The following is an 18191-nucleotide window of genomic DNA, read 5'->3' as shown; positions in this document are numbered from 1 at the left end:
ATTGACAGCGGCACGGGGAAAAGCGAGTCTTTGCTCACAGGCCGTTGCTGCCGGGGCAGGGCGATGCGGCCGCAAGGCAAGTCCGCAACAGGCCACGCTCGGAAAGGAGACTGGCGATGCTGGAAAACTGCAAAAATGCCCTGGAGCGCTGGGGCGGCGTACACGAGGTAATCGACCGCTGGCTTTTGCAACGCAAGGCGCTGCTGGAGAGCTTCATGGCGCTGAAGGGGGCCTGCGACGTTGACCTGACGGAGATCGACAAGGCGCGGCTGGATACCTTCAGCGAGCGCCTGTTGGACTACATCAGCGCCGGGCATTTCACCGTCTATCCGCAGCTGGGCGAAGAGGCCCGCGCCTTCGGCGATCAGGCCGCGCTGGTGCTTGCCGGCAAGCTGCTGGAGCGTCTGGAGATGTCCACCGAGCTGGCGCTGGCCTTCGATGAAGACTATTCCAGCCCGGTGCGCTGCCAGCAGAACCTGGCGCGCCTGCCGGCCTGGCTCGACCGCCTGGCCCGCGGGCTCACCGAGCGTTTTGCTCTGGAAGATCAGCTGATTGCTCGGCTCCACGCGGTCAACAGCCCGGTAGCGTAGCAGGCGGGCCCTGCGGCCTGCCTTCGCGCACGGAAGTGCGCTTCTATTGTGGTGTTACCAATTTCTTGCTGCTGTGCCACTTCTTTCCTTGCGCCGGTCGCCCAGCGTTAGCATGCACGGCGTCAGCAAAAGCGTCAGCCCGGTGGCGAAGGTCAGCCCGCCGGCAATGGCGCTGGACATCTGCCCCCACCACTGGGTCGACGGCGCGTTGATGCCCAGCGCCGGCGCCATCAGATTGACGTTGATGCCCAGCACCATAGGCATTAGCCCCAGCACCGTGGTAATCGCCGTCAGCAGCACCGGGCGCAGGCGCAGGCACCCGGCCTCCAGCGCCGCTGCGGCCGGGGCCAGCGGCTCGTGGCCGCGCTCGCCGCCCCGGCGCAGCGCGTTGTAGGTATCGATCAGTACGATGTTGTTGTTCACCACGATGCCGGCCAGGGCAATAATCCCCATGCCCACCATCACAATGCCGAAGGCCTGCCCGGTGACCAGCAGCCCGATCAGCACCCCGGCGGTGGAAAACACAATGGCCGACAGCACCAGTGCGGCCTGATAGAAGCTGTTGAACTGGGTCACCAGAATCAGCGCCATCAGGCCGATGGCCACGCCAAAGGCGCTGACCAGAAACTGCGAGGCTTCCTGCTGGTCTTCCTGCTGGCCGGCAACGTTGATGCGCACGCCGTCGGGCAGCGCGCCGTCCATGTCGGTAAACAGCGCGTCCAGGCGCTCGGCGGACTGCGCGTCCGGCGCCAGCTCGGCCTTGACGGTGATGGCCCGCCGGCCGTCAATGCGGTTGAGCGTGCCGACCCGGGGGGCCGGGCCGATATCGACAAAGTGGGTGATCGGCACCTGGCCGCGCGGCGTGTTGAGCGTGAGGCGTTCAAGCTGGTCAAGCGAACGCCAGCCTTCGGGCAGGCGTACGCGAATGTCCACTTCGTCGTTGGCGGTGGGCGGGCGATATTCGGCTACCTTCAGCCCGTTGGTCAAAAGCTGCACGGCGCTGCCCACGGCGGTAACGTCGGCGCCCAGCCGGGCGGCGGCCTCGCGATCGACCTTGATACGCCATTCCACGCCCGGCAGGCTGCGGTTGTCTTCAATATCGACAAAGCCGCCCAGCTCACGCATGGCACGCTTGAGCCGGTCCACGGCCTGGCTGGCCTTGTCAGGCTCGGCGGCGCTGACTTCAAGGACCACGGGCTTGCCGCTGGTGGGGCCCATTTCCTGCTCTTGCGTCTCCAGCACAATGCCGGGCAGCGAGGCGGTGCGTCTGAGCATGTCGTCAAGGATGGCTCGGGCCGGGCGGCGCCGGTGCCAGTCGATGAACTGAAACTGCAAAACGCCGATAACGTCGTTGCCCATTTGCTCGTTGGGCACGGCAAAGGAGCGTGCGTACATGGCCTCGACCTCGGCCATGTTGCCCAGCCGCTTTTCTACCCGGCGCACAATGGCGTCGGTTTCCTCGGCGGAGAAATCGCCCCGGGCGCGCACCAGCACCTGGGCGCTGTCGGGCTCGACGCTGGGGAAAAAATTGACCCCGTGATTGAAGCGCGCATAGCCGCTGTAGGCCACGCCCATCAATAGCACGGCAATGAACACCACCCAGCCGGGGTGGCGCAAAAGGCGTGCGAGCATGCGGCGATAGCCGCGACCGAAAGACGTTGTCGTCGCAGCACCGCTGTGGGCTGGCGTTTCGGCGGCGCCGCGGCGGGTGAAGACGCGGCCCAGCGTCGGCAGAAAGACCAGCGCCATGGCAAGCGAGGCCAGCAGGCACAGCACCACCGTGGCCGGCAGGTATTTCATGAACTGGCCGACCACGCCGGGCCAGAACAAAAGCGGCAAAAACACCACCAGGGTGGTAGCGGTGGAGGCGATGACCGGCCAGCTCATGCGCGTGGCCGCGGCAAGCCAGGCGTCGTGCGGCGCCATGCCGTCGCGCAGGTGGCGATCGGCCAGCTCGCTGACCACGATGGCGCCGTCCACCAGCATGCCGGCGACCAGAATCAGGGCAAACAGCACCACGATGTTGAGCGTAAACCCCAGCGCCCAGATCAGCATGATGCCGGTGAGAAACGCCCCGGGAATGGTCAGCCCCACCAGCAGCGAGGTGCGCCAGCCCATGGCCGCAACGACCACAATAAGCACCAGCACCACGGCGGTGAGCACGTTGTTCAACAGCTCGCCGAGCATGTCTTCGACGGTGGTCGACTGGTCGAGAATGGTAGTCACGCTGAGCGCGTCGGGCAGCGTGTCGCGGGCGCTTTCCATCAGCTCGTCGACGGCGTTGATGGTGGCGATGATGTTGGCCCCGGCGCGCTTGGAGATTTCCAGCACCAGGGCAGGCTGGCCGGCAATGCGGGCAAAGCCGTCGGGATCTTTGAAGGTGGGATGAATCCAGGCCACATCGCCGAAGGTGATCACGCGATCGCTTTCCACCTTGATCGGCATGTTCATCACATCGTCAAGGTCTTCGATGATGCCGGGCACCTTGAGCGGGGTGCGCCCAGCGCCGGTGTCCAGGCTGCCGGCGGCGACCAGGCGATTGTTGTTGCGCACCCGGCTGAGCAGGGTGTCAAAGTCCAGCCGATAGCTTGACAGCACCAGCGGATCGACGACGATTTCCAGCAAATCGTCACGCTCGCCGGCGATGTCGACTTCCAGCACATCGGCAATGCCTTCGATTTCGTCTTTCAGCCGCCGGGCCACGGTCATCCGTTCGCGCAGGCCGAGCTGGCCGGAAAGCCCCAGGGTAAGCACCGGGAACTCGGAAACGTTGACCTCGTTGACCCGGGGCTCTTCGGCCTCGTTGGGCAGGCTGCTGCGGGCGATATCCACCTTTTCGCGAACGTCAGACAGCGCGGTGTCGGCGTTAAAGCCGGCGTCGAATTCAAGCGTGATCGAGGCGTGGCCCTGGCTTGCCTGAGCGGTGAATTTGTTGAGCCCTTCAATGCCGCGAAGCTCTTGTTCCATGGGGCGAATCAAAAGCCGCTCGCCGTCTTCGGGGCTGACGCCCTCCAGCGCCATGGCAACGTAGATAATGGGAATGGTGACGTCGGGATTGGCTTCCTTGGGAATGACCTGCCAGGCGGCGATGCCTGCCAGCAAAAGCCCGGCAAGCAGCATCAGCGTGGTGCGCGCGTAGGTCATGGCCGCAGCGATTAGACGGTGCATCAGCGCTCATCTCGTTCGGTGGTGTCTGCGGCCACGGCGTTGACCCGTTCGCCCGGCGCTACCAGCCCGGCGCCCAGGGTGATCAGCCGGGTGGGGTCGGGCAAACCGGTGACGTAGGCCTGGCGGGTATCGGCGCTGACCAGCTCAACGTTGGTTTGGGCCACCCGGCCGTCGTCGTCTACGTGGCGCACGCTAAGCGTGCCCTGATCGCTCAGGCGCAGCAGGGCCGGCGAAAAGGTGTGCACCCGGCGAGCGGGCAGGGCCACGGTAAATTCGGCACTGGCACCTGCCAGGCGCCGTCGCCGGGGATTGTCCAGCGTGACTTCTATGTAAAAGCTGCGGGTGTCTTCGGCGGCGCGGCGGGCCACATGGGTCAGCGTGCCGCTGAGCGTAGCGCCGTCAAGCAGCCGGGCCGTGACGCGCTGGCCTTCTGCCAGCGGGGCCACGTCCTGCTGGGAAACCCAGCCGGTGCCGGTCAGCGTTTCGTCGGCGACCAGCCGTCCCCACTGTTCGCCGGGCTGCAAAAGCTCGCCCAGCTCGACGCTGATGCGATCCACCGTGCCGGCAAAGGGGGCGTCGGGGCGGATGTCCGCCTGCTGTTTCTCCAGCCGGGCCACGTCGGCTACGTTTTGCGTGAGTGCGGCGCGCCGGCGCAGCAGCTCGGGGCGGGAAATCAGCTCGCGCCGGCGCAGCTTTTCGGCCCCGGCAAGCTCGGCCCGGGCCAGCTCAAGGCTGTCGCGCGCTTCTGCCAGGCGCTCGGGCAGGGCGTCGCTGTCCAGCACCAGCAGGGTTTCTCCCCGGGTGACATGCTGCCCCTGGGCGACGGGCTTTTCCTGCACAAAGCCTGCGACGTTGGCTCGCAGCGCCACTTCGCGCTGCGCTTCGAGCGCGCCCTGTATGACCTGCACCGGGGTATAGTCAACGGCTTCGATTCGGCGGGTTTCAACGCGGGTGGCCCGGGCGTTGCCGGCGGTGTCAGCGGGGGCGTCGCGGCGAAAAGCGTCGAAGTCGCCCAGCGCCAGCCATACCACCAAGGCGAGCAGCAGAAGGCTTGCCAGCACGTAGGAAAAAGGCAGTTGTGAAAATCGGGGTTGCCGCATGGACTCGGTGTCCCTCGGTCAGTGTGCGGCGCGGGTATGCGGCCGGCACGAGAACGCCAACGTAAACGCGCTTTAGCCTGCCCGATAGCCGGGTGCGAGCGCAACTGTGTGCGGCCAAGGTATGGCCCGGGGTTGATTGTGTTTTGCATCGACGGCGCATAACATCCGGACAGGGCAGCGCCGTTTGCCGCGGCTACCCCAAGGCAAAATACACAAGGAGTGATGATGAAAGATCCCGTACGTATTGCGATTACCGGCGGCGCCGGCCAGATCAGCTATTCGCTTATTTTCCGCATTGCCGCAGGCGACATGCTGGGGCCGGATCAGCCTGTCATACTCCAGCTGCTGGAAATTCCCCAGGCGATGGAAGCGCTGAACGGCGTGGTCATGGAGCTCAACGACTGCGCTTTCCCGCTGGTTCACGATATCGTGGCAAGCGATGACGCCAACGTTGCGTTCAAGGATGCCGACTTCGCACTGCTGGTCGGCTCACGCCCGCGCGGGCCGGGTATGGAGCGCAAGGACCTGCTTGAGGCCAACGCGGCGATTTTCTCCGCTCAGGGCCGGGCGCTCAACGACTACGCCAGCCGCGACGTCAAGGTGCTGGTCGTTGGCAACCCGGCCAACACCAACGCGCTGATTGCCTCGTGCAACGCCCCGGATCTCGACGCCGGCCAGTTTACCGCAATGACCCGACTGGATCATAACCGCGCTTTGACGCAGCTGGCCCAGCAAACCGGCAAACACGTCAACGACGTGGAAAATCTGATCATCTGGGGCAACCACAGCGCGACCCAGTACCCGGATATCGCCCAGTGTCAGGTGGACGGCAAGCCGGCGCTGGAGCTGGTGGAGCGCGACTGGTACGAAAACGACTTTATCCCCACCGTCCAGCAGCGCGGCGCGGCCATCATCAAGGCCCGCGGTGCGTCTTCAGCCGCCTCGGCGGCCTCTGCGGCCATTGACCACATGCGCGACTGGGCGCTTGGCTGCGACGCCGTTGTCAGCATGGCAGTGCCCGCCGACGGCAGCTACGGCATCGAAGAGGGCATCATCTATTCCTTCCCGGTGCGCTGCCAGGGCGGACACTACGCCATCGTCCAGGGCTTTGACATCGATGCCTTCAGCCGGGAAAAAATGCAGGCCACCGAAAATGAGCTGCGCGAAGAGCGCAGCGCCGTGGCGCATCTGCTGGGCTGATGGCCTGTAGCCTCGCCTGAAATCCCGCCTGAAACCCCGCCGGGCGCTACTGAACTGCACCCCGAACGCTGGATGTTTGCATCCGGCCACCGGGGTGCAGCTGAGTTCGCCGACGCCATTTTTTTGTCTGGCTTTTAGTCCGCGAAACCCGCAGCACGTGCAACTTTGGTCGTGAAACGCGCCGTTGGGCGCTTTGGCGTGGCATGATGCGGCGCGAAGCGGCAGCGGGGCAGGCCCGGATGCCGTTGCGACGTGTCTGCTGAAGGAGAGTTCCATGTTTGACGAGGGTATGGTCAATGAGCGCTGCCGCTGGCCCCGCTGGCGCGACAGGCTGCGTACCGCTGAACAAGCCGCTGCGCTGATTGAAGACGGCATGACCGTGGGCATGAGCGGCTTTACCCGAGCCGGGGAAGCCAAGGCCGTGCCCCGGGCGCTGGCCGAGCGGGCCAACAACGAGCCGCTTGCCATCACGCTGATGACCGGCGCGTCGCTGGGCAATGACCTGGACAAGCTGTTGACCGAGGCCAACGCGCTTTCCCGGCGCATGCCGTTTCAGGTCGACGCTACCCTGCGCCGGGCGATTAACGACGGTAGCGTGATGTTTATGGACCAGCATCTGTCCGAGACGGTAGAGCTGTTGCGCAATCGCCAGCTGGCCGAGATGGACGTTGCCGTCATCGAGGCCTGCGCGATTACCGAAGAAGGCTACATCGTGCCGACAACCTCGGTAGGCAACTCGGCCAGCTATGCGATACTGGCCGACAAGGTCATCATCGAACTGAACCTGGATTCGCCGGCGGCGCTGGAGGGGCTGCACGATATCTATATTCCCCAGATGCGCCCCACGCGCACGCCGATTCCGGTGGTAGCGCCCGATTCGCGCATCGGCACGCCGTATATACCGATCGATCCCGATAGCGTCGCGGCGATTGTGATCACCCAGGGCAAGGACAGCCCCTCCACGGTGCAGCCGCCGGACAACGATACCCGGCGTATCGCCGAGCACCTGATCGGCTTTTTTGCCGATGAAGTGGAAATCGGCCGTTTAACACCGGCGCTGCTGCCGCTGCAGGCGGGTATCGGTAACATGGCCAACGCGGTGGTGAGCGGGCTGGCCGAAGGCCCTTTCAAGCACCTGACCATGTACTCTGAAGTGCTGCAGGATTCGACCTTTGAGCTGCTGGACAGCGGCAAGCTGGACTTTGCTTCGGGCTGCTCGATTACGCTTTCAGAGCGCTGCGGCGAACGGGTGTGGAACGATATCGAACGCTACCGTGACCGTTTGATACTGCGGCCCCAGGAGCTTTCCAACCATCCGGGGATTATTCGCCGGCTGGGCATCATCGCCATCAACACAGCGCTGGAAATGGACATTTACGGCAACGTCAACTCCACCCACGTTGGCGGCACCAAGATGATGAACGGCATCGGCGGCTCCGGCGATTTTGCCCGCAACGCGCAGCTGTCGGTTTTCATTACCAAATCGCTGGCCAAGGGAGGGGATATTTCCAGCATCGTGCCCTTTGTCAGCCATGTGGACCACACCGAGCACGACGTGGACATTTTCGTGACCGAGCACGGCCTGGCCGATCTGCGCGGGCTGGCCCCGCGGGAGCGCGCGGTGCAGATCATTGAACGCTGCGTGGATCCCTCCTACCGCCCGGCGCTGCGCCGCTACTTCGCCGATGCCTGCAAGCGCGGCGGCCACACTCCGCACTGCCTGGAGCAGGCGCTGAGCTGGCATATCGCCATGGAAGAACACGGGCATATGCGTCGCTTTCGCAGCGAAGAAACCGCCGACGCCGTGTAGGTAGCGCGGTGCTCGCCGCCGGGGCCTCAAGGGGCCCTGGCGGCATCCGGACGGGTGGCGATAAAGGCGGCCACGCCGCTGAACAAAAGCGCCAGCGCGGCCAGAAGCCACGGATGAGCGCCGCCCAGCCATAGCGTGACAAAGCTCAAGGTCAGCAGCACATAGGCCGTGATCTTGGCCCGGGGAGGAATTGCCCGCTGTTCGCGCCAAGCGTACAGGTAAGGGCCAAAGCGCGGATGTTCAAGCAGCCAGCGGGCAAGTCTGGGCGAGCCCTTGGTGGCCGCCCACAGAGCCAGCAGCAAAAACGGCGTGGTAGGCAGCAGCGGCAACACGATGCCGGCAGTCCCCAGGCCGATACAAAGATACGCCAGCGCGCACCAGGCGATGGGAGTAAAACGCATACCGCGCCTCCTTGACGCGCCTCCTTGAAAGGGGAGTTGCGCAGTTTAAACGTTAAGTCGCGAGCCGCTTACATGGCGGCAAGCCAAGAGAGTGCGCTGTGCTGGTTGGCCGCCCCCAGCATGTAGGCAAAGACCATCACCGCGGCAACGGCAAAAGAGGCACGCACGGTGGGCGTGGCGCCGCGCTTGATGGCAACGGTGCCCAGCACGATATACACAATCAGCGCCGCGATCTTGGCCGTCAGCCAGCCCGGCAGCGGCCAGAAGTTCAGCATCACCGCGAGAGCCACGCCGAACGTCAGCAGCGCGGTATCGATAACGTGCGGTGCAACTTTGACCCAGCGTGCCTTGAGCACGCTGTTTTCATTGACCGACCAAAACGCCCGCAGCACAAAAAACATAACGCTCAGATAGGCGGCGCTTACGTGCAGGTGTTTAACGGCTGTATAGCTTTCCATAATGCGTTGTTCCTGAAATCAGTGTGTGCCCGCTGCCGGCGGTGCCGGCGGTGTCGGTTAGCCGGCCTTGCCGTCAGGCCGTGCGCGCAGCAGAGGAACCACATAGTACAGGATAAAAACAAAGTAGCTGATACACCACGCGATAATCGTCAGCGTATAGACCCAGTGGCTGGTTTGCGGGTACAGCCACAGCCACAGCGAGCGCATCAGCGCGGCGGCCAGCATTAACCCCAGCGCCACCCCGATTCCCGGCAGCGTGCGAATAATGCGGCCGGTGTGCCCAAGCGATACCCGAGACATCATGGAAAGCATCATGGTCCCCATGCCGCCGATGGCCAGCGCATGCAGCGCGGTTTCTACCCGCTGGCCGCCGGCGTGCTCGATGGCCCACAGCACTAGCCCCAGTACAATAAACGCATAGCTGGCATGCAGCCCCCACAGCAGCGGCTCGCGCAGGATGTCGACGTGATACCAGCGCGACAGCCGCCAGGCGTTGGCCGTAGCGGCCACCAGCAGCGCCGGAACGAGCAGTGCGTGGGCGATTCCCAGCCCCGCAGCGGAGAAGATTTGCAGCACCAGCACCGCGACAAGACCGCCCAGGCTTGCGATTTCCAGCGAGCGCAGCCGTGCGGGCTGTTCAATGCCGAGCTTGCGCGAGGTGAAAAACGGAATCACCCGCCCGCCGAGCAGCGCCATCAGCAAAACGATCAGCAGCATGGCGGAGTGGCTGGCCTCACGCATCAGCGCGCCGTCGCCCTGCTGCGCGCCCAGGTGCATAACGGCGTTGGCGCAGGCCAGCGCGACCAGCAGCGGCACAAACGCCAGGTTGCGCCACATGCGCACGGCAACGACGCGCCGGGCCATGGCCAGCGCTGCCAGAGGAAGGAAAGCCACGTCCACCGTGAACAGCAGCGCCGGCGGCAGCGAGCCGCCGTAGGCCAGCAGCACGCGCGCCCCGAGCCACAGCCCGGCCAGCCCGGCCAGCGGCCAGCCGCTCAGCCCCGGCCGGCCGGTCCAGTTCTGCACGGCGGTGAGCAAAAAGCCAACGATAATGGCGCTGCCAAAGCCAAACAGCATTTCGTGCGGGTGCCACCAGAACATGCCGCCGTAGGGCGAAAGCCACAGATTGCCGTGCCAAAATGCCAGCCAGGCCAGCAAGGCCAGCACGCTGAACACAGCGCCCAGCAGGAAAAAAGGGCGGAATGCCAGCCGCATCAGCGGCAGGCGGCGGAGCAGGGCGGATTCCTTCATGGGGCGATTCCTGACGAGTTTACTGGGGTATGCGGCCAGCATACGAAAAACTCATCAAAAACGCATGACCTGCGTCAACGTGCAGCGGCACCGCGCTGAATGGCCAACCATCAGCGATCCCGGGGCGCCGCACTGGTTTTTCGGGCATCACTCGTTGCGATGCTCTTCCACGATCTCGCCGTTGACCGGATTGAAATAGATCTCGACTTTCACACCTTTTTTGTCTTTGCCGTAAATCTCGTAGCAGCTGCCGTCGGTGACCTTGAACCTGTCAACGGTGTAGCCCTGGTCGGCCAGCTTTTGTTTCATGGCGTTTTGGGAAAGCCAGTCAGCCTCGGGCGCCTCGGTGCACTGCGGGCCGGCAACGGCGGCACCGGCAAACAGCAGGGCCGCACCGGTCACGGCGATTGAATGCATTTTCATACTCGTTCTCCTTGTCGATTCACAATGCATGCCGGTTGGCATACCCGTTATCCAAACACGCCAAACTTACGCGAAACTTAATCAACCTTTACACTGTTGGCCTGTCTGTTGATCGGGCTTGACGACGCATGCTGGCATTTCTGCAAGGTTTCTCGTACGGGCTGTTTCTTTCCTGTCTGCCCTGGCTGGTCATCGGCCTGGCAAGCCCGCAGCGTGCTCTGGGCACGCTGCGACCCACGCGCCTGCAGGCGCTGGGCCGCTACGGGCTTGCCGTGCCGTTTGTGGCCGGGCTTTTGTGGCTGACCTCGCTGTGGGGCGGCTTTGGGCCTTCGCTGAGCGGCTGGCTGGCAGGGCTTGTCGCGGTGGCCGTGGCGATCCCGCTGGAGCGCCGCGGGCGCAAATGGCAAACAAAGCGCCGGCAGCGGCGCGCGCAAGCCCGGCACGAACAGAAGGCAGCAGAGCGCCGGGCCGAGCAGGCCCGTCAGGCGCGGGAAAGCGGCGAGGAACGCCTTGATCCGAACGCCCCGCCGCCGGATGCCGACGACGTGACCCTGGCGCTGTGCGATGCCAAAAAGCGGCTGCTGGCGGCTCGCCAGCCGGCACTTGCCGAGCAGGCCGACCGTTTGTATGGCCGCTACCGCAAGGCGATGGCGGTATTGCTGGAGCGCTTCGACGTCGGCGAGCTGGCTTTCGAGCGCGCCCGTTCACTGGTCGCCGAGGTGTGTTTTACCGCGGTGGACAACCTGGTCGCCATGGCCTCTCAGGCCAGCGGCATGGCCGGCATCGACGCCGACGCCGTGCGCCGGCGGCTGGCCCACGAAGGCGAGCGGCTGAGCCCGGCGGAGCATCTGGCCTTGAAGCGTCGCCTGGCGCTGGTGGAAGATACCCGCCGGCAGCTGCGTGCGCTTAGCGGGCGCAACGAAACCGCGCTGACCGCTTTGGACAACATGGCGGTGGCCATGGCCCGGGTGGATACGCGCCGCCCGCAGGCGTCCGTGAGCGCAGACCGGGCGCTGGCCGACCTGCAACGCTTCGCCGACGCGGCGCCGCGCTACGGCCGCCGCTGAAGGCCCCTTTGTACAAAAAGGACCCCTGATCCATGCCAACGCCACACGATGCTCGCCGCCAGGCGCTCTATCTGCCGCCGGCAGAAGACGTGGCCGCCGAGCTGAAACGCCGGTCCGCTGGCGCATCTGCAAGCGCTGTATCCAGCCACGAATCGCTGGCGGACCGGGCCGCGCGCTTTGCCGATGCGCTGCTGGCCCACAGCGACGAGCGCCAGACCCGGCGCCGCTATATAGACGAGCTGGGAAGCGACGCCCAGCGCCAGGCCGCCTATCAAAGTGAGCTGCTTAAAACGCCCATGCGCACCCTTGCCGAACAGAGCGAAGAAGGCGGGCCGGTGGTTCAGGCGCTGACCGGGCTGAAGCGCCGCATGCGTGAGCTTGACCCCCAGCACCACCGGCTTTCCCGGCGCGGCCTTGACCGCGTACTCGCGTTTATTCCCGGCATGAGCACCGGCCTGGCGCGCTATTTTCACAAGTACGAAAATGCCCAGCAGGCGCTGGACGCGATCATCCACGAGCTGGAGTCGGGAAAGGATCGGCTGGGCCGTGACAATCTCACCCTGGCAGACGATCAGCAGGCGCTGGAAGACGCCGCGGAAAAGCTCCAGGAGCAGATTGAACTTGGCCAGCTGATCGATCAGCGCCTGGTGAGAAGCGCCGAAGCGCTGCCGGCGGAAGATACCGAGCGGCGCTTTATCGAAGAAGAGCTGCTTTTCCCGCTGCGCCAGCGCGTGGTTGATCTTCGCCAGCAGCTATCGGTCAGCCAGCAGGGCGTGCTGGCGCTGGAAGTGCTGATTCGCAACAACCGCGAGCTGATGCGCGGGGTCGACAGAGCCATCAACGTCACCGTCTCGGCGCTGAGCGTGGCGGTAACCGTGGCGCTGGGGCTGGCCAACCAACGGCTGGTGCTGGACAAGATTGAGGCGCTCAACGCCACCACTGCCGACATGATTGCCGGCACTGCCGGGGCGCTGCGCCGTTCGGGCGCGGATATTCAGGCCCGCGCCGGATCGGCGATGCTGGATATGCAAAAGCTCGAACAGGCCTTTGACGACGTTCTGGTAGCCATTGACGATGTGGCCCGCTATCGTCGCGAAGCGCTGCCGCAGCTGGCAGAACAGGTCAGCCGTCTGGACGCGCTCTCTCGCCGGGGCGGGGAGGCGATTAAGCGCCGCCCCGGCCCTTTGTAACCGGCGCATCGTATCGTGAGCGCGGTCGTCATTGAGGCGAGCGTTATTGGGACGATCGTTATTGGGGAGTAGGTGCCCGTGGATGCTGGACTGACGTATTCCGCCCTGGTGTTTCTGGTGGCGGCGGTGGCGGTTGTGCCGCTGTGCAAATGGCTGGGGCTGGGCGAGGTGCTTGGGTACCTGCTGGCAGGCGTGGCCATTGGCCCGTCGGTGCTTGGTCTGGTGCCTGATCCCGAGCAGGTGCTGGGGTTTTCCCAGATCGGCATTGTTTTTTTGCTGTTTATCATCGGGCTGGAGCTTAAGCTCTCACGGCTGAAGCTGATGCGCCAGGCGGTTTTTGCCTTTGGCAGCCTGCAGCTTGTGACCGCCAGTCTGGCCATTGCGCTGATGGGCTGGTGGCTGGGGCTGGCGCCGACGGCGGCGCTGATCGTGGGCTTTGGTCTGGGCCTGAGTTCGACGCCGCTGGTGCTGCAGCTTCTCGGCGAGGGCGGCGAGCTGCAAAGCCGCCAGGGCCGCTATGCCTTTTCCATCCTATTGTTTCAGGATATGGCCACGATTCCCCTGCTGGCGCTGATTCCTTTTCTCGGCGCTGACAGCGCCCTTGACGGAGGGGCTGCGTCCGCTTTTCAGGATGTAGGGCTGGGCATCGGTGCGCTGGCGGTATTGATTTTTGGCGGGCGCTATCTGCTGCGCCCGTTTTTCCACCAGGTCGCCAGGATGCGCAGCCGCGAGATGTTTCTTGCCGCGGCTCTGATGGTCGTGCTGGGGGCGGCATTGCTGATGGAGCAGGCCGGGCTATCCATGGCGCTGGGCGCTTTTGTGGCCGGCGTGCTGCTGGCGGATTCAGAGTATCGCCCGGCTATCGAGGCGGACATTCAGCCGTTCAAGGGGCTTTTGCTGGGGCTTTTCTTCATGGCGGTGGGGATGACCGCTCAGGTCGAGCTGTTGCTGGCAGAGCCCTTGCGCATTTTGCTGCTGGTGCTCGGGCTGTTTGTGGTCAAGTTTTTCATGCTGCTGCTGGCCACGCGGCTATTTCGCCGGCCCTGGCGTGTGGGCCTGCGGCTGGGCATTTTAATGGGGCACGGCGGCGAATTTGGCTTTGTGCTGTTTTCCACCGCGCTGGCCGCCGGCGTTATGGATGCCGCGCTGGTCGATACGCTGATTTTGATCGTATCGCTTTCCATTGCGCTGGCGCCGCTGATCAACGCGCTGGCGCTGCGCTCTGGGCTGCTGGCGCATAAAAAGAAGCCGGCGCGCGACTACGACCGCCCGGAGCACCACCGGCCGCGTGTGCTGATCATCGGATTCAGCCGCTTCGGCCAGGTGGTCGGCCGGGTGCTGCAGAACTTGCAGATCCCCTTTACGGTGTTGGACAGCGATCCGGAGCGCGTGGATTTTGTCCGCCGCTACGGCCATGAGGTGTATTTCGGCGACGCCTCGCGACTGGATCTTCTGGAGGCGGCCGGTGCCGGGCGCGCGCACCTGCTGGTGCTTGCGGTAGGCGAGGTGGATATGTCCATCCGCGTGGCGAGCCTGATTAGGCGGCGCTTCCCCCGGGCCAGGCTATTGGCCCGAGCGCGGGACCGCTACCATGCCCAGCAGCTGATGCGGCTGGGGGTCTCCGGGGTGATTCGCGAGCTGCTGCTGTCGAGCCTGGAAATGACGCGGCGGGTTTTGCTGGAGCTTGGCGTTGAAGATGACATTGCCCGGCACACCATTGAGACCTTTCGGCAACACGACGAGTATACCCTGGCCCGGCAGATGGAAGCCTCGCGCGAAGAGCAGCAGCAGCCGCAAAGCCACGCGCAGGCCAACCGCGAGCTGCAGGAGCTTTTTCAGGCCGATGCGGAAAGTTTGACGCCGGGCACCCTTGAGGCGCCGGCGCCGCGCAGCTGAGCCGCTGTCTGGCCGGGCGGCGATCAGCCGGCCCGCCAGGGTACAGCCCGCGTGGGGCCGGCGTTTTGCATTGCCGGCGTGTCGGCTTATGGTGGGGGCAACGGCCGCCGCGCCGGCGGCGAGCTGAACATCGCAAGGAGGAGCCATGAGCCAGAGCAAGGCGTTATCACCGCTTTACGTGTACTACGACGGCGCCTGCCCGATCTGCCGGCGTGATCGAGCCCGCTACGAGCGCTGGGCCGGCGAAGCCGGCGACTCGGTGCGCTGGTGCGATCTCAACGAGTACGGCGAGCGCCTGCGCGATATCGGTGTGGACCCCGACGTGGCGCTGATGTCGCTGCACCTGGAAGACGACCAGGGGCGTCTTTACGCCGGCATTGACGCCTACGTGCTGCTGATGAAGCGTGTTCCGCGCCTGCGCCCGGCCGCGTTCATCATGGCGCTGCCGGGCGTCAAGCCCGTGCTGACCGCGCTGTACAAACGCTGGGTGCGCCGGCGGCTGGCGCGGGAAGGGCGCCTGCCTTCCTGAGCGCAAGGGCTGTGCCGGCGGCGGCCTTACCGATTCAGCTCATCGGCGTAGCAGGGCGGGGAGGCCGGCGGCTCGCGGTCGCGCGCGTCTTCGTTTTCCAGCGCCTGCAGCAGGCTTTCGCGCAGGGCCGGCAGGTGCGAATCCTCAATGCGCCGGGTAGCGGTCAAAAGCGTCAAGCGCCCGGCCCGGGCAAAGCGCATCAGTGACAGCAGCAGGGTGTCGCTTTCGGCAAGCTCCAGGCGATAGCGGGTAGCAAAGGCTGCGTGACTGCGCTGGTTGCGACGGTACTGGCGCCGCAGCGCGTTTGAAGGCGCCGTTTCCGGGTGCCAGGCGCTGAGTGCGAGCGCCTCGCGGGCCTTGCCCCGGGGCCAAAGGCGATCCACCAGCACCCGGGCGCCGTCTTCCGCCTCGATGGGGGCATATACGCGCTTTAGCGCAATCGAGTAGCTCACTGTGCCTTCTCCTTGTTTCTTACAGGCCGTTGCCGATTTGCGGCACAGTCTAGCAAACCCCGGACCGGGCGTTTAGCGCGCCCCAGCGGTGCTTTGCCTTGATGGTGGCGCGCCGAGGCCATAGTCTGGTGCGCTACCGCCTTTGTTTTTGATGCGAGCCCTGAACGCGTGACATCCACCCATTACGCCCCAGAAAAAGCCGCTGAGCTGACGCCCGAGGGCGATCGTTACTTTGACGGCATGGCCGACAAGTTCGCACGCTCGCTGTACAGCGCCCCGCGCGGTGCGCTGCGCCTGGCTCTGCTCGAAACGCTTATGCCCGAGATGCTCCCCCTGGACGGCCAGCCGGCGCTGGACGTGGGCGGCGGCCTGGGCCAGCAGGCGGCCTGGCTTGCCCGGCGCGGCCATGCGGTAACCCTTGCCGAGCCGTCTGCCGATATGCTGGCGTACGCCCGCCGCGCGTTTGCCGATGCCCCCTTTGCCGAGCGTATTGACTACTTGCAAGCGCCGCTGCAGGCGCTGGAAGCCCGCGCGCCCGGCCCCTGGCCGCTGATGGTGTGCCATGCGGTGCTGGAGTGGCTGGGCAATCCCGGCGCTGCCCTTGCCGTTCTCGGCCGGCTGCTGGCGCCGGGCGGCCGGCTAAGCCTGATGGTGTTTAACCGTGACGCCCTGCGCTTTGCCAACGTGATCAAGGGCAACCGGCAAAAGGCGCTGGACGATCGGCTGGAAGGCTGGGGGCGGGGCAAGCGCCTGACGCCGGTATCGCCTTTGACCCATGCCGACGTTGAACGTTTTGCCGCCGCCGCCGGGCTGGAGATCGAAGCCACCGCCGGTATCCGTATTTTTCAGGACTATCTGCGTGATCCCGTAGCCGATGACGCCGACCGGGCGACGCTTTGGGCCCTGGAGCGCGCCTATTGCCGCGTGGAACCCCACTGGCGGCTGGGCCGCTATTTGCTGTATACCCTGCGCAAGCCCTAGCGCACCTCCCTGGAACCGCTACCCACACCACAAGAGATTGCCCATGAGTGCCCAGACGCCGAGCTGCCAGCTGCTCAACCGCGATGCGTTTTGCCATGATGATGACTTTGCCGGCTTCTGGGCGATATCGCCGCCGGACGACCCCTGGCTTTGGCACGCCGCCGCAGGCGGTGTTAGCGCCGACGAGGCGGTGCTTGAGCGCTGGCGCGGTGCCGGTCAGCCTGTTGCCTCGCCGCTTGGGCAGGCGCCGGCGATGCCGGCGGCGGTACTGTTCTGGCCCAAGGCGCTGAAGCTGGCCGGCTGGTGGCTGGACTGGCTCAACCAGAGCCTGCCCCACGGCACGCCGTTGGCCGTAGTAGGCGAGCACGGCGGCGGCGTGCGCCGGGCCGCTCACATGCTTGCTGAGCGGGCCATGGCGTGCGACAAGCGCGACAGCGCCCGGCGCTGCTCGGTGTTTGTCAGCAAGACACGCAGGCCCGCCGAGCCGGCAGCAGACGCCGCCTGGGAGCGCTTCACCGCCGGCGAGCTAACGCTTGCCAGCCACCCCGGCGTGTTTGGCCACGGCAAGGTGGATGAAGGCACCGCGCTGCTGCTGGAAACGCTGGCCGGCACGCTGGGGAAAACGCCGCTGAAGGTGCTGGACCTGGGCTGCGGTGACGGCATCATCAGCGCCTGGCTTGCCCGGCGCGGCCATCAGGTGACGGCGGTAGACGTCAATCACTTTGCCGTGGAAGCCACCCGCCGCACGCTGGCGGCAAACGGGCTTGAAGGCCGGGTACTGGCAAGCGATGTGTACTCAGGGCTAGAGCCGGACGCGCGCTTTGATCTGATCGTGAGCAACCCGCCGTTTCACCAGGAGCGTGATATTGACTACGGCCCGGCCGGCAGGCTGATCCGCGAAGCGCCCGCCCGGCTTGGCCGGGGCGGGCAGCTGGCGCTGGTTGCTAACGCCTTTTTGCCCTACGCCGCCACGCTCGGTCACGCCTTTGGCGAGTTTGACGTGCTTGCGGACAACCGCCGATTTCGGGTGTATCGCGCCTGGGTGCAGTAAAGAAGCAGGCCGGGCGCCGGCACGCCGCACTCCGCTGGCTCACACGCTTGGCTTTGCCGCTTTGCGCTGATAAGCGCCGCTACGTGATCGGCGCGTAGTGAACGGCGGTGACAATGTATTCCTGCTGGCCGCCGGGGGCCGCTACGGTGACGTCGTCATCCACGGCCTTGCCCAAAAGGGCCTGGGCCAGCGGCGCATCCACGCTGATCCAGCGCTTGCGCGTGTCGGTTTCGTCGTGGCCGACAATGCGCAGCGAAAGCGTCTCGCCGTTGTCGTCTTCAAGCTCGACAAAGGCGCCGAAAAATACCTTGCCGGTATCTGCCGGCAGGCGATCCACCACCTGCAGCTCGTCAAGGCGCTTGGTCAGGTAGCGAATGCGCCCCAGCACGCGCCCGAGCTCTTTTTTATTGTAGGTGTAGTCGGCGTTTTCCGAGCGGTCGCCCTGGGCGGCGGCTTCACCTACCTTGGCGGAAAGCGCCGGGCGTTTCACCCGGGCGAGGTGGTCGAGAATGCCGCGCAGGCGCTGGGCGCCCTCAGCGGTGATCAGATTGCTCTTGGGCTGCTGGCGCGGGTCCTTGGCCGGATCGCGCCAGCGCGTCATGTTTCTGCCTTTCATGGAAGCTC

General features: G+C 65.2%; 17 protein-coding genes. 9 read left to right on the top strand and 8 right to left on the bottom strand.

The features are described 5' to 3' along the window. Positions 1-116 precede the first annotated feature (116 nt). Entirely contained in the window at positions 117-590 is a 474-nt protein-coding gene (gene rsd, locus ABD654_RS03215) for a sigma D regulator (protein WP_344702225.1), read from the top strand. 54 nt (positions 591-644) lie between these two features. Here the strand turns inward: rsd and ABD654_RS03210 are convergent, their stop codons facing one another. Both ABD654_RS03210 and ABD654_RS03205 read right to left on the bottom strand, forming a co-directional pair. Next, positions 645-3758 carry an efflux RND transporter permease subunit gene (locus tag ABD654_RS03210; RefSeq protein WP_344702223.1) on the bottom strand — a complete coding sequence of 1038 codons (3114 nt, stop codon included), beginning with the start codon at positions 3756-3758 and terminating at the stop codon, positions 645-647. After that, on the bottom strand, positions 3758-4858 hold the full coding sequence (locus ABD654_RS03205; protein ID WP_344702221.1) for an efflux RND transporter periplasmic adaptor subunit: 1101 nt from the start codon (positions 4856-4858) through the stop codon (positions 3758-3760). Before ABD654_RS03205 ends, ABD654_RS03210 begins: the two co-directional genes overlap by 1 nt. 225 nt (positions 4859-5083) lie before the next feature. On the opposite strand from ABD654_RS03205, the gene ABD654_RS03200 reads away from it, so the two are divergent. Both ABD654_RS03200 and scpC read left to right on the top strand, forming a co-directional pair. Beyond that, on the top strand, positions 5084-6058 hold the full coding sequence (locus ABD654_RS03200) for a malate dehydrogenase (RefSeq protein ID WP_344702219.1): 975 nt from the start codon (positions 5084-5086) through the stop codon (positions 6056-6058). Positions 6059-6332: 274 nt separating this feature from the next. Next, positions 6333-7868 (top strand): succinyl-CoA:acetate CoA-transferase ScpC, encoded by a 1536-nt coding sequence (gene scpC / locus ABD654_RS03195; protein ID WP_344702217.1) that lies wholly within the window; start codon positions 6333-6335, stop codon positions 7866-7868. Positions 7869-7894: 26 nt separating this feature from the next. Here the strand turns inward: scpC and ABD654_RS03190 are convergent, their stop codons facing one another. From ABD654_RS03190 to ABD654_RS03175, 4 genes are all read right to left on the bottom strand, one after another. Continuing rightward, a complete protein-coding gene (locus ABD654_RS03190; RefSeq protein ID WP_344702215.1) occupies positions 7895-8269 on the bottom strand; it encodes a YbaN family protein in 375 nt (124 codons plus the stop codon). Between the two features lie 68 nt (positions 8270-8337). Next, the gene (locus tag ABD654_RS03185) at positions 8338-8727 is read right to left on the bottom strand and encodes a SirB2 family protein (RefSeq protein WP_344702212.1); all 390 of its coding nucleotides are present in this window, start codon (positions 8725-8727) and stop codon (positions 8338-8340) included. 57 nt (positions 8728-8784) lie between these two features. Then, positions 8785-9978, bottom strand: a complete 1194-nt coding sequence (locus ABD654_RS03180; RefSeq protein WP_344702209.1) for an NnrS family protein — start codon at positions 9976-9978, stop codon at positions 8785-8787. A 147-nt stretch (positions 9979-10125) separates the two neighbouring features. Then, positions 10126-10401, bottom strand: a complete 276-nt coding sequence (locus ABD654_RS03175; protein WP_344702207.1) for a PepSY domain-containing protein — start codon at positions 10399-10401, stop codon at positions 10126-10128. A gap of 128 nt (positions 10402-10529) precedes the next feature. Here ABD654_RS03175 and ABD654_RS03170 point away from each other — a divergent pair, with 128 nt between their 5' ends. The 4 genes from ABD654_RS03170 (at position 10530) to ABD654_RS03155 (ending at position 15083) form a co-directional block, all read left to right on the top strand. Continuing rightward, positions 10530-11468 carry a cobyrinic acid a,c-diamide synthase gene (locus ABD654_RS03170; RefSeq protein ID WP_344702205.1) on the top strand — a complete coding sequence of 313 codons (939 nt, stop codon included), beginning with the start codon at positions 10530-10532 and terminating at the stop codon, positions 11466-11468. Positions 11469-11500: 32 nt separating this feature from the next. Further along, on the top strand, positions 11501-12658 hold the full coding sequence (locus ABD654_RS03165) for a toxic anion resistance protein (RefSeq protein WP_344702203.1): 1158 nt from the start codon (positions 11501-11503) through the stop codon (positions 12656-12658). Positions 12659-12736: 78 nt separating this feature from the next. Beyond that, positions 12737-14554 (top strand): monovalent cation:proton antiporter-2 (CPA2) family protein, encoded by a 1818-nt coding sequence (locus ABD654_RS03160; RefSeq protein WP_344702201.1) that lies wholly within the window; start codon positions 12737-12739, stop codon positions 14552-14554. Positions 14555-14699: 145 nt separating this feature from the next. Next, positions 14700-15083 (top strand): thiol-disulfide oxidoreductase DCC family protein, encoded by a 384-nt coding sequence (locus tag ABD654_RS03155; RefSeq protein WP_344702199.1) that lies wholly within the window; start codon positions 14700-14702, stop codon positions 15081-15083. A gap of 26 nt (positions 15084-15109) precedes the next feature. Here the strand turns inward: ABD654_RS03155 and ABD654_RS03150 are convergent, their stop codons facing one another. Then, positions 15110-15535, bottom strand: a complete 426-nt coding sequence (locus ABD654_RS03150) for a DUF488 domain-containing protein (RefSeq protein ID WP_344702197.1) — start codon at positions 15533-15535, stop codon at positions 15110-15112. Between the two features lie 240 nt (positions 15536-15775). Between ABD654_RS03150 and ABD654_RS03145 the strand changes: the two genes are divergently transcribed. Continuing rightward, a complete protein-coding gene (locus tag ABD654_RS03145) occupies positions 15776-16516 on the top strand; it encodes a methyltransferase domain-containing protein (protein ID WP_344702303.1) in 741 nt (246 codons plus the stop codon). 43 nt (positions 16517-16559) lie between these two features. Beyond that, positions 16560-17567 (top strand): methyltransferase, encoded by a 1008-nt coding sequence (locus ABD654_RS03140; RefSeq protein WP_344702195.1) that lies wholly within the window; start codon positions 16560-16562, stop codon positions 17565-17567. 79 nt (positions 17568-17646) lie between these two features. On the opposite strand, the gene greB is transcribed toward ABD654_RS03140, so the two are convergent. Then, the gene (gene greB / locus ABD654_RS03135; RefSeq protein WP_344702192.1) at positions 17647-18183 is read right to left on the bottom strand and encodes a transcription elongation factor GreB; all 537 of its coding nucleotides are present in this window, start codon (positions 18181-18183) and stop codon (positions 17647-17649) included. Positions 18184-18191: the final 8 nt, after the last annotated feature.

Origin of the sequence: Halomonas cibimaris (assembly GCF_039537045.1) — a bacterium.
GTDB lineage: Bacteria > Pseudomonadota > Gammaproteobacteria > Pseudomonadales > Halomonadaceae > Vreelandella > Vreelandella cibimaris.
This window is presented reverse-complemented; position numbering and strand designations above follow the sequence as displayed.